Genomic DNA, 14,116 nt, shown 5'->3' on the forward strand with positions numbered 1-14,116 from the left:
CTATGCTATCTTTTTAATAAGATTTTTGCCAGGGAGGTCTTGGCTTTGTCCATTGTGCGGGCGCACTTCTGGGTGAAGGGCCTGGTCCAGGGGGTGGGTTTTCGCTATTTTGTCCTGCGGCAGGCGGCTGCTTTGCAACTTAACGGCTGGGTGCGCAATCGCTATAATGGCAGCGTTGAAGGGGTAGTTGAAGGACCGGCTGAGAGGGTGAAAGAATTCCTGGACTACTGCCACCATGGGCCGGCCATGGCAGATGTTCGGGAACTTAAGGTCCAGTATGAAAAACCTCAAGGTGAAACCACCTTCAGGATCCGGGAATCAATATGAATAATAGAATTTAATATAGCTCATGATTGCTTAGGAGGCCAAATTACTTTTTCTCCTTGATGGCAAATACAACGATAAGCGTCTATGTCCTTCTCATGAATAAAGGTATGTGGCGCAGCCAGGCAATCACCGCCAGGCCCAGGCCGAGAATAAAATACCAGCCTGGTCCTTCGCGCAACCAGAAATAAAAAGGCAGGCCGCTGAAAGTAATGACGGTCGCCAGGTCGCTGTTGCGGGTCAGGAATACCAGCACGCCAAGGGTAATGGCCGCCGGCGGGACTACCGGCGGATAAATGGCCAGGGCCACTCCCAGGCTGGTGGCCAGGCCCTTTCCACCTTGAAATTGCCAGTAAAGGGGCCAGTTGTGCCCGGCCACGGCTGCCAAAGACATCAGGACGGCAAGTTCTATTCCACCCCACTTCCACCCCAGGACCGCCAGCAGGTACCCTTTGGCCGTATCCCAGATGAAGGTGGCTATACCAGCCTTCAAGCCCAGGTTGCGGAGGACGTTCATGGTACCGGCGTTACCGCTGCCCACCCGGCGCACATCCACCCGGTGCCAGAGGCGGGCGGCAATATGTCCCCCGGCCAGGGAACCGCCCAGGTAGGCCAGTATAGCACCTGCCAAAACCGGCGACAAGGGCAACAAATCTTATCCCCTCTCTATTTTAAAGTTAAAGGTCACTTTATTTAGCTTTAGTTCTAAAAAAGGATATGAAGCGAGGCTCCCCTTTAGCATCCGGCCGGCACCATGCATAGGATATGATAAACGGCCGGGCTGAAGGAGGTGAATACTGTTGGAAGATCTCAGCCGCTTCTTTGCCGTTATCGGGGCGGTCTTTGCGGCGGCCAAAGGTATTACCGACCAGATCAAGGCCCGCTGGCCCTGGCTGGGGGAGCCCAGGAATGATCCCCGGGAGGAAAAACAGCGGGAGCTATGGGTGATTTTATTTAACGCCGTTATTGCCGCCCTCCTGGCCGGCATGGCCGCGATTGATGTCTTTGCCCTGATGGGACTGAATGCTTTTGCCGGCCTGAAGGCTGCTTATCCTGGACTTTATTTATTCATTAATATGGTGGCCGTGGGCCTGATGTCTACCTTTGGCAGTCCCTTCCTCCACGAGATCCTGTCAATCCTGATTGAATTCAAAGAAAATATTCGCCTGCGCAACCAGATGGCCACCTTACAGCTCCTGCCGGCGAAAAAAGTCAAAACGCCCAGGAATGAAAATGACTGAACGCAACACTTCAAAATTACTGACCCGGGCTGTGGACCAAATCAAATGGCCAGCTTGGACCTGGAACGATAGGGAATAAAACCCAGGAGTTCTTCTTTATTTTTCGGTACTGGCGCCGTTGCCGGCAGCCAGCCTTTATTTTTCAGGTCTTCATAAACATCCAGCAGCCAGGGTCGGGCCAGATCAGCAGATTCCAGGAGGGAGGCATCGCTAAAGATTTCGGCCGGCGTCCCGGCGCCGATTACCTGGCCGCGGGCCAGGACGTAAATATAGTCGGCCCAGGTATAGGCAATGTCGACATCATGGGTGGATAAAATGATCGTCTTTCCCTGGCGGCTGATATCTGCCAGCAAGGCCATAACCTCCCGGATTGAGCGCGGATCCAGGTAGGCCGTCGGTTCATCAAAGATGATGACCCTGGGTTCCATGGCCAGGACGCTGGCAATGGCCACCCGCTTTTTCTGGCCATAGCTTAAGAAATGGGTCGGCTTACCCTGGAGGCCGGCGATACCTGTTGCCGCCATGGCGGCTTCAACCCTTTGCCCTACCTCTTCCCTGCCCAGGCCCAGGTTTAACGGTCCGAAGGAGATCTCCTGACGAACGCTGGCTGAAAAAAGCATGCTGTCGGGGTCTTGAAAAACGATGCCCACCTGCCGGCGTAATTCTGTTAATGCTTTATGGTGATAATTAATCCTGGCTCCGGCAAAGTAGATACAACCATCCTGGGGCCTTAAGATGCCGTTGAAATGAAGGAAAAGGGTCGATTTGCCGGCGCCGTTGGGACCCAGGACGGCAATTTTTTTGCCTTCCGGGATGCTCAAGGTAACATGCCGCAGGGCTTGGGTACCGTCAGGGTAAGTAAAGGAAACCCTTTCTGCTTCTAATATGGCGACCAAAAAATCCACCTCCGGTAGTCGGCAAAGATTGGGGGGCATAAAAAGCAAGTGGAGAAGCCGGTCTGAAGACAGCCGGTATTATGTAAGCAGCAATAAAATAACTAAAACCAGGTCAAAAATGACGGCCAGGCATAAAAAAGGCCAGGAGAAAGGATAAGAAGCCTCCAGCACGCGCAGCTCTTCATGGTAGCCCCTGGCCGTCAGGGCGGTAAATAATTCCTGGGAACGGCGGTAAGTTTTGATAAATAGGCTGGCCGCCAGCTGGCCCAGGGAATGATAGGATGTGCGCAGGGAGGCATAGCCCAGGCGGGAAGCCTGGGCGGTATAAATGTCGTTGACGGTCGCCAGCAGGACAAAGATAAAGCGGTAGGTCAGGCTGATTAAATCCACCAGGAGGGCGGGGATATGGAGTTGCCTGAGGACGGCAAGGATATCCACCATGGGCGTCGTTAAAGACAGAAAGTAAAGACAGGCAGCGGCCCCCAGGGATTTGAGAAAAATTTTCCCGGCCAGATGGATACCGCCTGGGGTAACACCCAGGGTCCAGCCCATGATGGTAACGCCCTTAAGACCGACCTGGGGCTCGCCGGTAATGGTGAGGGCAATCATGGCCGTCCCTGCAATTAAAAAAGAAAAGGGTACCAGCATAAGCTGCAGGTAAAAACGGGCCGGGATGCCAGCGACACCAATGGTAGCCGCGGCCATCAGGGCCACAATAATGGCCGGGATTAAAGGCCGGGGCGCCACCAGGGCGATCAGGAGGGTTACCAGGGTAAAGGCTACTTTTTCGCCCGGGTGGACGTTCTTCAACCGGTTGCTGTAGGCATACTGGTCAATGCTGAACATTTATTTCTGCTCCCGGTGTTTTTTTCCCCTGCTGTAGCCCAAAAAGTAGCCGACAATGCCGCTGCCGATGGCGGCCTGGGCGGCAAAGAGGAAGGATTCCACTTCCCCGCTGGGGGGTTCCCAGACGGGTTTAAACCAGGGTTCATAATCAGGCCGGATCTGGGTAATAGTCTCTTCCGCTTGGTCGTCGGCACCACCAAATTCAGCGCTGCGGTGAAGGAAAAAGGGTATCACTGCCAGGAGTATAACGATCAAGAGTAAAAAGATATTTTTCTGGGCGGTACTCATTACTTATACACCTCCATGAACTAAATGTCAGCTACAGTGTGTTAATAAGTCCGTTTTAACCCTTTTTTACCGGATATGCTGCTGGTTGCGGCCTTCCACCACCAGGGCCTTATTATCTAAAATAGATAGCTCCCGCAATTCGTTTTTATTATAAGTGGCCAGCAAGTTAAAGACGATGACAGTTAAGATACCTTCGCTAATGGCCAGGGGTATCTGGGTAACGGCAAAAATGCCCATGAATTTCAGCATGGACGCCGGCACCCCGCCGGGCTGGGCCGGGAAGGCCAGGGCCAGCTGCAGGGAAGTAGTGATATAGGTCATCAGGTCCCCCAGGGTGGCGGCCAGGAAGACGGCTACGGGCATTGAGCCATTGAGCCTCCGAACCAGGCGGTAAAGGCCGTAGGACACAAAGGGTCCGACGACGGCCATGGAAAAGGTATTGGCACCCAGGGTGCTCAAGCCGCCGTGGGCCAGCAGGAGGGCCTGGAAGAGGAGAACGATACCACCAAGGATACTCATGGCTGCCGGGCCAAAGAGGATGGCCCCCAGACCTACCCCGGTGGGATGGGAAGAACTGCCGGTTACTGACGGGATTTTCAAGGCCGACAGGACAAAGGCATAGGCGCCGGCCAGGCCCAGGAGCATTTTCAGCCCGGGGTTGCTTTTAACGGTCTGCTGGATGGACCGCAGGCCCCAGAACCAGAAGGGCAGGACGACGACAAACCAGAAGGCGGCCCAGTTGAAGGGCAGGAAGCCCTCGGCGATGTGCATGGCATAAGCCGGCCGGGCCAGGACGGCCATGGCCAGCACGATATACGTACCCAGTATGGTTATACGGCGGAACACGCTATATACCTCCCTCTGGAATTGAACCTGGAAATGCCGTTGCTATTTTTTTCAACAGGGCGATGGCTTCGGCAACTGTGTAAACCGGATAAAGGTACTGGATGGATGGCCGCTTAATTAATACCACCGGGATCTTCAGCGCCAGGGCGGCGGCAATTTTCGCCCCGGTACCCCCGGCCTGACCGGCGTCCCGGGTGACGATAACGCCGGCTTTATATGTTTTAAACATGACTTTGTTCATCTCTTTAGAAAAAGGCCCCTGCATGGCGATAATATCGCGGGGCGTTAAGCCCAGGTCCTGGCATTTTTTAATTACCCGGTGCTCAGGTAATACCCTGACCACAATGCGTTTACCTTTAAGCAGTGGGTTTTTGACGAAAATTTCCAGGTTATTGGTACCGGTAGTTAAAAAGATAGTCTCCCCCAGCCCGGCGGCAGTACGGGCGGCTTCTTCCCAGGTTGACACCTGGTAAATGAGGCGGTCGTCCGGCAACTTTGTTTCTGGTCGTAAAAAACGCAGGTAAGGTAAGCGGTGTTGCCGGCACCATGCTTCCAGGGTCCTGGACAGCTGGCTGGGGTAAGGAAGGGTGGCGTCTATTACTGCTTCCAGCGCCCGGCCAACCTTCAGGGCGGCTAGATTACTTTCCGTCAAGGGATCTGTTAAAATTAACGTCGCCCCATCCTGCCGGGCCAGCTGTTCGCCGTAGGTGCTGTCGGTCCAGGTGGCAACCTCGTAGCCTTCCTGCCGCAGGTTACGGATTAACTGCCTTCCCTCGCCGGTACTCCCTACCACTAAAATCAAAACGCGCTGTCCTCCCTGTAGAAACTAAAAATCCCCGGCTGTTTTGCCGGGGAAACCGGTGGCGCCGCTAAAACAGGCATGCCTAACTTAACCACCTCCCCGGGTTGAGACCCTGGTGGCCTCAGGACAGGCTGGCCTGTTGGCCGGGCATCATCGGTTGCGGCAAGTTCCCGCTTCCAGGCGGTGATTTGCCCAACCTCTCCCCTGCCGGCGGCTGAATTTAAGCCCGGTCTTCTCGAGACCGCGCACCCATACTATATGCAATTTAAAACCCCCTGCTCCTACACAAGCAGAGGGTATGCTTGCCATGGTTCTGGCCAACCACCCCCTATCCGGCGTAGGGGTAAAGGTTTCCAGGCAACCGGTATCCTGACTCGGGATCACTGCTCCGGCACCGCCTTCCCAGGTATTACCCAGTGGCTTGATGGTGCCTAGCTCCCCCTCACAGTGGCGGGACCGTGTCAGATTCGCACTGACTTCCCGTATTTGCCTGGAACATATTCATTTTAAAATTATTTTATCATAAGCTGGATATGATGTCCATGGGTTTTTTGATGATTTTTGCCAAAAGCTATGCCAACCCGGCCCGCCGGGCGACACGCAGGACGGCTTCACTGGCCTTTTTCCGGACTTCACCGGCATCAATGGTCTTCAATTGCCTATTCTCCATGACAATTTTACCGTCGACCATGGTTAGGGTGACATCCGAGCCCCTGGCCTGGTAGACCAGCTGGGTGTAGACGTCGACGCCGTCCTGCGGCTGGGTATGCAGGCCCGCTAGGGAAACCAGGGCCAGGTCGGCCTTCTTCCCTACTTCCAGGCTGCCGATTTCCTTTTCCATGCCCACGGCCCGGGCCCCGCCCAAAGTGGCCATTTCAAAGACCAGAGGTGCCGGCATGGCGGTGGGCCCATGGAGGGGTTTCTGGATCAGCGCCGCCAGCCGCATTTCCATAAAGGCGTCCAGGTTGTTATTGCACGGAGCGCCGTCGGCGGCCAGGGAAACCACAGTACCCCGGCTCAGGAGATCTGGTACCGGGCAGATACCGGAAGCCATCTTTAAGTTAGACGAAGGACAGTGGACCACTTTCGTACCGGTGCGGGCCAGGATATCCTTCTCCTCTTCACTGAGCCAGATACAGTGGACCAGGATGAGGTCGGGACCGGTGAGGCCGAGATCGTCAAGGTAAATGACGTTGCGCCGCTTGTGGAGTTTTTCCACCAGGGCGCATTCACCCCGGTTTTCTGAAGCATGGGTGTGGATTTTAACGCCGTAATGGCGGGCGAGGTCCCGGACTTCTAATAATAATTCTTCGGTGCAGGAGACCACAAAACGGGGCGTAAAGGCGTACTGGATGCGGCCATTGTCGTGGCCGTGCCACTTCTCCAGCAGGTCGACGCTTTCTTTAAGCGATGCCGCCGTTGTTTCTTTAAGGCTGTCCGGAACGTCCTCGCCAAAGTCCATCATTACCTTGCCGGTAATGGCCCGGATGCCGCTTTTGGCAATAGCTTCAATGGCTGCATCGGTATGATGGACGGTCTCCATGTCGACGATGGTGGTGGTGCCGCTTAAGAAAAGTTCACCGATGCCCAGGAGGGCGGAGTAATAAAGGGACTCGGGGTCGTGGGCACCTTCCAGGGGCCAGATACGCAGGCGCAGCCAGTCCAGGAGTTCCAGGTCGTCGGCGCGACCGCGGAAGAGGGACTGGCAGAGGTGAATATGTGGCTGGATGAGGCCGGGGATGACCAGCTGTCCCGTGGCGTCGATAATCCGGTCGGCAGTGGCCGGTGTATTGCCGATGGCGGCGATGCGGTCGTCTTCAATATAGATATCCCCCTGGAAAACTTCCCTCCGGGGGTTCATGGTAACCAGGGTGCCATTCTTGATTAAAATACTCATTTCTTCTCTCCTTCTTTTTGCCGCAGGGCGGCCAGGATTTTCTCCGGTGTAACCGGCAATTCCGTAATGCGAACTCCCACGGCATTGTAAATGGCATTGATAATGGCCGGTACGGTGGGGATGGTAGCGGGTTCACCCACTCCTTTGGCGCCATAAGGGCCGGTGGGCTCATTGGTTTCCACAATCAGGGGCTGAACCTCGGGCATGTCCAGGGCAGTAGGAATGAGATAGGTGGAAAAGGAATTATTAACTATCCGGCCCTGCTGCAGGTGGACCTTTTCCAGGAGGGCCATACCCAGCCCCTGGGCGACACCGCCTTCAATCTGGCCCTCTACCCCGAGGCGGTTTACGGCCCGGCCCACGTCATGGGCGGCTATGAGCTTTAAAACCCGCACTTCCCCTGTTTCTGTATCTACTTCCACCTCAGCAATCTGGGTACCGAAGGCGTAAGGCCAGTATGGTGCCCCCTGGCCGGTCTCCTGATCAACGGCCGTGGTATGGGTGACGAAGGTTCCCTGCCCGACCAGGCGGTAGCCGGCCAGGCGGGCCCGGGCGGCTGCCTCGGGGTAGGATATTTGTTTCTGGGGGTAACCCTTGACGTAAATTATTCCCTCCCTGGCAGCCAGGCCGGCAATGGTATTAACCCCTAAGAGGGTCCGGGTGTATTCAAAAAGGACTTCCCGGGCCTGGCGGCAGGCCATTTGCACGGCATTGCCGGAGGCATAGGTCTGGCGGGTGGCCGCCGTCGTGCCGGCATCGGGGGTGGTATCGGTGTCGGCGGTGATTACCGTTATCCATTCATAGGGTACCCCTAGCTCCTCGGCGGCAATTTGCGCCAGGATGGTAGTAGAACCCTGGCCGCAGTCCACGGCACCGCTGCGAACGGTGGCCGTACCGTCATCGTGGATTTCTAGCGTGGCCGTTGCGACATCGGGAAAACCATTACCGTAGCCGGTACCGTAGAAAAAGCAGGCCATACCAATACCGCGTTTTTTACTCATCCTGCATCCCTCCCGGTATTAACTCTGCCAGCGACCAGCCGGCGGCCCGGGCCGCTTGCAGCATAGTCTCCGTCAGGCCGACGCTGCTTTCCAGAACCTGGCCCGTGGCGGTTACATCCCCCTGCCGGAAGGCATTGAGCCAGCGGATGGTAAAAGGATGGATCCCCAGGCGGCTGGCCAGCTCGTCCATCTGGCTTTCATAAGCCAGGGGCGGCTGGGTGGCGCCGAAACCGCGCATGGCGCCGGTAAAGGGATTATTGGTATAGACCGCGTAGGCATCAATCTTAACATTAGGGATGACATAAGGACCGGTGGCATGGATGGCAGCTTTGCGCAGAACGTTAGGGGCCCAGGAAGAATAGGCGCCGCTGTCGCCGATGATTTCCGCTTCCAGGGCCGTTAACTTTCCATCCCTGGTGGCACCGGTCTTATAGCGCATGATCATGGGGTGGCGCTTGCTATGGGCCAGGAAGGATTCTTCCCGGGTAAGGACCATTTTCGCCGGCCGCCGGGTATGCACGGCCAGCAGCGCCACCAGGGTCTGCAGGGTCATATCTTCCCGGCCGCCGAAGGCACCGCCTACGGACGGGGCCACGATGCGGATGCGGTCCTGGTTCCAGCCCAGCACCCTGGCTACTTCCACCCGGTCCCAGTGGACATACTGGGTGGCTACGTAAATTACCAGGTGGCCGCGTTCATCCACCCGGGCCACGGCAGCCTCTGGCTGGAGGAAGGCGTGGTCCAGAAGCTGGGTACGATAGGTATTTTCCACCACAACATCGGCTGCGGCAAAGCCTGCTTCGATATTTCCTTTACGGATAGGTAGGTGGTAAATAATATTGTCCCGGTCAGGGTGGACCCGGGGTGCCCCCGGTTGCATGGCTTCTACGGGATCGAAAAGGGCCGGCAGTTCTTCGTAGGTTATCTTTACTTTAGCCGCCCCGGTCCTGGCGGCGGCCGGGGTGGTAGCCCCTACCAGGGCGACGACGTCATTCACCGAGCGCACCTCGTCCCGGGCCAGGACGGGCATGTCCTGGTAGACGACGCCATGGCCGTTATGGCCGGGGATGTCCCTGGCGGTCAGGACGCAGAGGACCCCGGGAATCTCCAGGGCGGCTGACGTATCAATATTGACGATCCGGGCATGGGCGTAGGGGCTGCGGACGGCCTGGCCGTAAATCATCCCCGGAAAATTAAGATCAGCCGGGTAGATGGCCTGGCCGGTGACTTTAGCCCGGGCATCTACCCTGGGCGGGGAAGTTCCAATAATCGCCATACAAAGCACTCCTCCTTTCGCCGGTTATAAAAATTAAGGCAACCGTCCCGCAGCAACGAAAGAATAACTTCGTAGCCGGGCAATTTGCGGTTGCCTGGTAGAGACCCTCAGTCCATATTGCTGAGGATATACGAAGTATGATTTATGATTCGCCCTGTTACAGTTAAAATCCTGCTAACCTTTGGGCAAAGGTTGACAGGGTATCGCCTGCTACGACCTGGTAAACAGCAGTTCCGGTTCTACCGGTTGAGGCTGCGGTTGCGGTGCAGGGGCAGATGGTATTTCCAGCACCTGGCCTACCGGGATTAAATCCGCAGGCACGTTGTTAAACTTGGTCAGCCCGGTTACAGTCAGGTTAAAGCGCCTGGCGATAAGGCAGAGGCTATCACCGGGTTGTACCTGACTTTTTTACCAGGAAAGACCTTGATTGGTTCCTGACGACATGTTTTGACAAATTATTCTACGCAGGCACGGGTTTCTCCTTTATGTAAATTATACCAGGGGCCAGCCGGGCAGTCATAAGCCTATACCTTGAAGGCCAGGAGCTGCTAACATGTGTTCGTAGACCCCTTGTTATTTTGGCAAGCAGGGTTATAATATAAATAAAAACAAATGTTCGCGAGGTGGGTGGTATTGGCCCTGGCTTGCTCCATTCTTTTATGTGACGCCAACAGCTTCTTTGCTTCTGTCCACCAGGCCCTGGATCCGAGTTTGCGCGGCCGCCCGGTCATCGTCGCCGGCCGGGAAAGCACCCGCCACGGCATCGTCCTGGCGGCCAGCTATGAAGCCAAAAGGGGTTACGGTATTAAAACCGGGATGACCGTCCGGGAGGCCAAGAGCCTTTGCCCGGATGGTATTTTCATCCCTCCCCGCCACGACCTGTACATCGAGTTCTCCACCCGCCTTTTACGCATCATGCGGGATTTTACTCCTCTGGTGGAGCCCTTTTCCATTGATGAAGCCTGGCTGGATGTGGGGGGGTGCGGGGAGCTCCACGGCTCACCATTGACCATCGCCCGGCGGCTGAAGGAAAGGATTAAAAACGAGGTGGGCATCACCACCAGCGTCGGTCTGGGGCCTACAAAGCTATTGGCCAAGATGGCGGCCGAGATGCAGAAGCCCGACGGCCTGACGGTCCTGGATTACCCGGACGTTCCTAAAAAGATGTGGCCCCTGCCGGTGAAGGAGCTTTTCGGCGTCGGCCCCCGCATGGAGGCCCATCTGGCCAAGCTCGGCATCCATACCATCGGCGATCTGGCCCGTTTTCCCGTCGAGGTACTGGTCAGGCGCTTCGGTGTCGTGGGGCAGGTTTTACACCAGTGCGCCCACGGCATCGACTACAGCCCGGTGGACCCCCACTCCCTGGATAGAGTTAAATCCGTCGGCCACCAGATCACCCTCCCCCGGGATTACTACAGCCACGAAGATATTGAGGTGGTTTTACTGGAGCTTTCCGAACTGGTGGCCCGGCGGGCGCGCATGGGAAATTACCTGGGCCGCACGGTCAGCATCAGCCTTAAAGACGCCGAGTTTAACTGGGTAGGGCGGTCTTACACTCTACCCTATTATACCGATACGGCTGCCGATATTTACGCGGCGGCCCGGCAGCTCCTCCACCGCCACTGGCCGCCCGGCCGGCCGGTGCGGCTGGTGGGAGTGAACCTGGCCGGGCTGGTACCGTCAGCGGCACGCCAGGAAGACCTTTTCGGCCGGGTGGAAAAACAGGCCCGCCTGGACCGGGCCTGCGACCGGTTGAAGAACCGCTACGGGGAAAGGGTCATCTACCGGGCGGCATCCCTAACTCAGGCAGGTGTCCTCTATGCGCGGGGCTAACGCTTTGTATGAAGGCCACCGGTTGATGCTGCCGGGGCTCAAAGATCGGGCCACGGCTACCTGCCGGGGCTGCCGCTACTATGCCCTGATCCTGGGCCGGGAGGAAAATAAGCCGGCCTGCCTGGCCACCCTGGATCTCTATCTTTCCGGGGAACGCCGGGTGCCGGGGGAACTCCAGGCCCGGGACTTTATCTGGCTGGCCGGCAAAGAAGCCCTGGTCAAGGCTGTGGCGAAGGTCCAGCCGGAAAGGCAGGCCTGCGGCTTTTACTGCCCCAGAGGTTAACGTGTCTGCTCTGCTAAAATCGGACGCGAGGAGACCATTTATCTCACTTGAACAACAGCTTTACCGGCAGGCAGGAACCACCGGGGGGCATAAAAAGCATTTCGGTTATGCCCTGGGGGACCGTGGTCCCCAGATAAACAGCCTGGGCCGGTGAGGAAATAAAACCGTCTAACGGTACCGACACTTCCCTGGCGTTAAAAATCAGGGTGCCACCAAAACTGCCCCCGGCAGGGATTAAATAAACTCCTGTTTTTTTATCTGATTTGATTTTTAGCCGGTATAGCATGCCGTAATTACCTGCGTTCCAGACCGACGAACCGGTAATCCCATCCACCCCGACCATATGCTTATCATCGTTGCCGTCAGCCAGTAAAATAAAACCGGTTTTTGCCGTCTTAAGGTCGATGGTCATATCTCTGTCGGCGGCGGGAAACGTACCCCGGACGTGCACACCGTCCCTGGGAAGCACTTCCAGCCGGCTGTAGGCTTCTATGACATTTACCGTAGCCGGGACGGCCACAAAGGCCACCGTAATATCCTCACTGGTTTTCAGGTCGATAATGCCGTGTACCACTTGATAGCGTACCGCTGCCGGGGCGCCGGGATTGATCACCAAAATTTGCCCCGGTTTGAGGGTATAACTTCGCTGCCCCTGGGAATGGTAGTAAGCCGTAAAGGCCGTCCTGGCGACAAGGTATACGTTATTCGAAGGGCCACCGTACCCTTCCTTAAGGATATTGACCTCTGCTTCCCTGGGACTACTATTTATGGCCAGGGCATACACCTTTATCGGGCCCGAGGCGTTAACGGCATGCCAGAAATAGAGCCTACCTTCCCCCTTTAATTTATCCCGGTAGAGGATACCCGGCCTCTCTATGTACTCCGGGTCGTCACTAAAAAGCAACCGGGGACCACCATCTTCTTTTACAGGTTTGAGGGTATTTTCCGCCCGGCCCATGATATTTTCTACTACTTCTCCCGGCCGGGGAACATCAGCGGCCGGCCGCGGCAAAACCTTTATTTCCCGCACATAGGGTTTGCTCCAGCTACCGCGGCTGTCCTTTACTTTCAGGGTAACATGGTAAACCCCGGGCGCGGGGAAGGTACTCTTATTGTTTAACCATTGGCGTTCGATAATTGCATCGCCGTCGCCGTCGCTACTTTTGTCTATGTACTTCACTTCCTCCCCGGCATAAACCGGCTCCTGGACGTCAAAATAAGCAGTCGGCGGCTGATTATCGCTTCCCAGGAGGTAAACTCCCTTTTCTTCCTTACTTTCTGCCATCGGTACCTGGAGGGCATCCTGGAAAAAAGCAGCGGGAACAAAGATGAGGCCATCTTTTTGCTGGATCTCGGCCGGAAGGATTACGGCCCGGTAGTCAGAACCCGCAAGAAAGACTACCCAGGTGCCTGGGTACATTTCCGCCCGCAGATTGCCGGAATTTACGACAATAGACTGGGGTGGTCCTTCTTGCCATTGGACCGTAAAGCCTAGTTCCTCAGCCAGCTTCCTCAAGGGGACCATTAGAACGCCGTCAGAAACATAAGGGACCGCGGGCAGTGTGGCTTTTTCACCGTCAACCCAGATCTCCGTTGATCCAGGGGTTAAAATTATTTGCTTGACCGGCGGCGCGGCGGCAAGGGCCGTATTTAAAAAAGTAGCCATGCAAAGCAGGATGGCAATTATTGTTACAGGGATCAAACATGTGTTTAACCGATGCATCTCTTCTACTCCCAAGGTGATTTTGGATGTCAGGGCGAAGGTTGTTTATGTTTACAGTCACTATACTGTATAAGCGCTATGGTGGCTCCTGGCAAGTAAAAATAAACCTGCCCTGGCTGGAAGGAATGGGTTGTAGAAGGATCAGGTGGAAATAAAACGGCTTTTTATATAATTTTCCCTGCAACCCCACCTCCACGCCCATACTGTCGCGGGATCGCGGTACCCAAACCAATATAATGGGCACCAAAAGGAATTCTACTCTAAGCCTTCCTCGGAGACGTAGAAAGTCATTTAACCAGTTCTCTCCCGGTGTTAAAGGCCTTTGCCATAAGGCTTTCATTTTTGATAGCCGTTTGAGGGTCATTAGCTCCGGAACATATAATTGTATCAACAATGTCCAGACCTAGCATTTTAAGTACATTGGCATTGTATTCAAAATATCCCCGAAAGGCCCCGGCCTCGCCCTGTCCTTGGGAATATACTACCACAGTTTTTTTAACACCAAATCTCGGCTTGAAATTGGCATCTATTAAGGGAAACAGCCTGTCAAGTAAAAGCTTGGTCTGAGCTGTAACCTGAGACATATAGATAGGCGAGCCTATGACGATGGCATCGGCGTTTTTTATATCCGCGTAGACTGATTGCATATCATCTTTTGTTGCACAGTTTTCTGCTTGCCGGCAGTAAAAGCAGCTCTGGCATGGCTTTATGGTCATTTCATTTAGATTATAAATCTTAACCTCCGCCCCCGCTTCTTTTGCTCCCCGGGCAATTTCCCCCACTACGGTTGATGTATTGCCCTCTTTTCTGGGGCTTCCTATAAAAGCTACCATTTTTTTCATACAGCAGTTCATCCTCTC

15 protein-coding genes and 2 riboswitches are annotated in these 14,116 nt (G+C 55.5%); of the genes, 4 read left to right on the plus strand and 11 right to left on the minus strand.

The features are described 5' to 3' along the window. Nucleotides 1–45: 45 nt before the first annotated feature. Nucleotides 46–327, plus strand: a complete 282-nt coding sequence (locus MCACP_RS06935; protein WP_406678602.1) for an acylphosphatase — start codon at nucleotides 46–48, stop codon at nucleotides 325–327. Between the two features lie 82 nt (nucleotides 328–409). Here MCACP_RS06935 and MCACP_RS06940 read toward each other — a convergent pair whose 3' ends face one another. After that, nucleotides 410–955 (minus strand): glycerol-3-phosphate acyltransferase, encoded by a 546-nt coding sequence (locus MCACP_RS06940; protein WP_406678603.1) that lies wholly within the window; start codon nucleotides 953–955, stop codon nucleotides 410–412. A gap of 169 nt (nucleotides 956–1,124) precedes the next feature. Here MCACP_RS06940 and MCACP_RS06945 point away from each other — a divergent pair, with 169 nt between their 5' ends. Next, nucleotides 1,125–1,565: a hypothetical protein gene (locus MCACP_RS06945; RefSeq protein WP_406678604.1), complete on the plus strand. Its 441-nt coding sequence runs from the start codon at nucleotides 1,125–1,127 to the stop codon at nucleotides 1,563–1,565. Nucleotides 1,566–1,606: 41 nt separating this feature from the next. On the opposite strand, the gene MCACP_RS06950 is transcribed toward MCACP_RS06945, so the two are convergent. The 8 genes from MCACP_RS06950 to MCACP_RS06985 all read right to left on the minus strand — a co-directional run bounded on the left by MCACP_RS06950 (nucleotide 1,607) and on the right by MCACP_RS06985 (nucleotide 9,417). Beyond that, nucleotides 1,607–2,461 carry an energy-coupling factor ABC transporter ATP-binding protein gene (locus MCACP_RS06950; protein ID WP_406678605.1) on the minus strand — a complete coding sequence of 285 codons (855 nt, stop codon included), beginning with the start codon at nucleotides 2,459–2,461 and terminating at the stop codon, nucleotides 1,607–1,609. A 78-nt stretch (nucleotides 2,462–2,539) separates the two neighbouring features. Further along, entirely contained in the window at nucleotides 2,540–3,307 is a 768-nt protein-coding gene (gene cbiQ / locus MCACP_RS06955; protein WP_406678606.1) for a cobalt ECF transporter T component CbiQ, read from the minus strand. Next, nucleotides 3,308–3,595 carry an energy-coupling factor ABC transporter substrate-binding protein gene (locus MCACP_RS06960; protein WP_406678607.1) on the minus strand — a complete coding sequence of 96 codons (288 nt, stop codon included), beginning with the start codon at nucleotides 3,593–3,595 and terminating at the stop codon, nucleotides 3,308–3,310. 66 nt (nucleotides 3,596–3,661) lie between these two features. Continuing rightward, nucleotides 3,662–4,396, minus strand: coding sequence for an energy-coupling factor ABC transporter permease (locus tag MCACP_RS06965; protein ID WP_406678705.1), 735 nt, complete (start codon nucleotides 4,394–4,396; stop codon nucleotides 3,662–3,664). A gap of 46 nt (nucleotides 4,397–4,442) precedes the next feature. Further along, a complete protein-coding gene (gene cobK / locus MCACP_RS06970) occupies nucleotides 4,443–5,234 on the minus strand; it encodes a precorrin-6A reductase (RefSeq protein ID WP_406678706.1) in 792 nt (263 codons plus the stop codon). 348 nt (nucleotides 5,235–5,582) lie between these two features. Then, nucleotides 5,583–5,752, minus strand: a riboswitch (cobalamin riboswitch). Between the two features lie 62 nt (nucleotides 5,753–5,814). Next, on the minus strand, nucleotides 5,815–7,140 hold the full coding sequence (locus MCACP_RS06975; protein ID WP_406678608.1) for a 5'-deoxyadenosine deaminase: 1,326 nt from the start codon (nucleotides 7,138–7,140) through the stop codon (nucleotides 5,815–5,817). Next, nucleotides 7,137–8,141, minus strand: coding sequence for a xanthine dehydrogenase family protein molybdopterin-binding subunit (locus MCACP_RS06980; RefSeq protein ID WP_406678609.1), 1,005 nt, complete (start codon nucleotides 8,139–8,141; stop codon nucleotides 7,137–7,139). The genes MCACP_RS06975 and MCACP_RS06980 overlap by 4 nt, the downstream gene beginning before the upstream one ends. Then, entirely contained in the window at nucleotides 8,134–9,417 is a 1,284-nt protein-coding gene (locus tag MCACP_RS06985; RefSeq protein ID WP_406678610.1) for a xanthine dehydrogenase family protein molybdopterin-binding subunit, read from the minus strand. The genes MCACP_RS06980 and MCACP_RS06985 overlap by 8 nt, the downstream gene beginning before the upstream one ends. A gap of 52 nt (nucleotides 9,418–9,469) precedes the next feature. Continuing rightward, nucleotides 9,470–9,571: riboswitch (purine riboswitch) on the minus strand. 458 nt (nucleotides 9,572–10,029) lie between these two features. On the opposite strand from MCACP_RS06985, the gene dinB reads away from it, so the two are divergent. Further along, nucleotides 10,030–11,250: a DNA polymerase IV gene (dinB, locus tag MCACP_RS06990; RefSeq protein ID WP_406678611.1), complete on the plus strand. Its 1,221-nt coding sequence runs from the start codon at nucleotides 10,030–10,032 to the stop codon at nucleotides 11,248–11,250. Further along, nucleotides 11,237–11,533 (plus strand): hypothetical protein, encoded by a 297-nt coding sequence (locus MCACP_RS06995; protein ID WP_406678612.1) that lies wholly within the window; start codon nucleotides 11,237–11,239, stop codon nucleotides 11,531–11,533. The genes dinB and MCACP_RS06995 overlap by 14 nt, the downstream gene beginning before the upstream one ends. A 43-nt stretch (nucleotides 11,534–11,576) precedes the next feature. On the opposite strand, the gene MCACP_RS07000 is transcribed toward MCACP_RS06995, so the two are convergent. After that, on the minus strand, nucleotides 11,577–13,235 hold the full coding sequence (locus tag MCACP_RS07000; protein WP_406678613.1) for a stalk domain-containing protein: 1,659 nt from the start codon (nucleotides 13,233–13,235) through the stop codon (nucleotides 11,577–11,579). Nucleotides 13,236–13,543: 308 nt separating this feature from the next. Next, nucleotides 13,544–14,098 carry a flavodoxin family protein gene (locus tag MCACP_RS07005; RefSeq protein ID WP_406678614.1) on the minus strand — a complete coding sequence of 185 codons (555 nt, stop codon included), beginning with the start codon at nucleotides 14,096–14,098 and terminating at the stop codon, nucleotides 13,544–13,546. Between the last annotated feature and the right edge of the window lie 18 nt (nucleotides 14,099–14,116).

Origin of the sequence: Neomoorella carbonis, assembly GCF_045278715.1 — a bacterium.
Classification (GTDB): domain Bacteria; phylum Bacillota; class DSM-521; order Neomoorellales; family Neomoorellaceae; genus Neomoorella; species Neomoorella carbonis.

Excerpts from the sequence above, each read along its gene's own strand:
- cbiQ (WP_406678606.1), bottom strand. The coding sequence starts at position 3,307 with ATGTTCAGCATTGACCAGTATGCCTACAGCAACCGGTTGAAGAACGTC.
- MCACP_RS06960 (WP_406678607.1), bottom strand. The coding sequence starts at position 3,595 with ATGAGTACCGCCCAGAAAAATATCTTTTTACTCTTGATCGTTATACTC.
- MCACP_RS06965 (WP_406678705.1), bottom strand. The coding sequence starts at position 4,396 with ATGGCCGTCCTGGCCCGGCCGGCTTATGCCATGCACATCGCCGAGGGC.
- MCACP_RS06975 (WP_406678608.1), bottom strand. The coding sequence starts at position 7,140 with ATGAGTATTTTAATCAAGAATGGCACCCTGGTTACCATGAACCCCCGG.
- MCACP_RS06980 (WP_406678609.1), bottom strand. The coding sequence starts at position 8,141 with ATGAGTAAAAAACGCGGTATTGGTATGGCCTGCTTTTTCTACGGTACC.
- MCACP_RS06985 (WP_406678610.1), bottom strand. The coding sequence starts at position 9,417 with ATGGCGATTATTGGAACTTCCCCGCCCAGGGTAGATGCCCGGGCTAAA.
- dinB (WP_406678611.1), top strand. The coding sequence starts at position 10,030 with ATGTTCGCGAGGTGGGTGGTATTGGCCCTGGCTTGCTCCATTCTTTTA.
- MCACP_RS06995 (WP_406678612.1), top strand. The coding sequence starts at position 11,237 with ATGCGCGGGGCTAACGCTTTGTATGAAGGCCACCGGTTGATGCTGCCG.
- MCACP_RS07005 (WP_406678614.1), bottom strand. The coding sequence starts at position 14,098 with ATGAAAAAAATGGTAGCTTTTATAGGAAGCCCCAGAAAAGAGGGCAAT.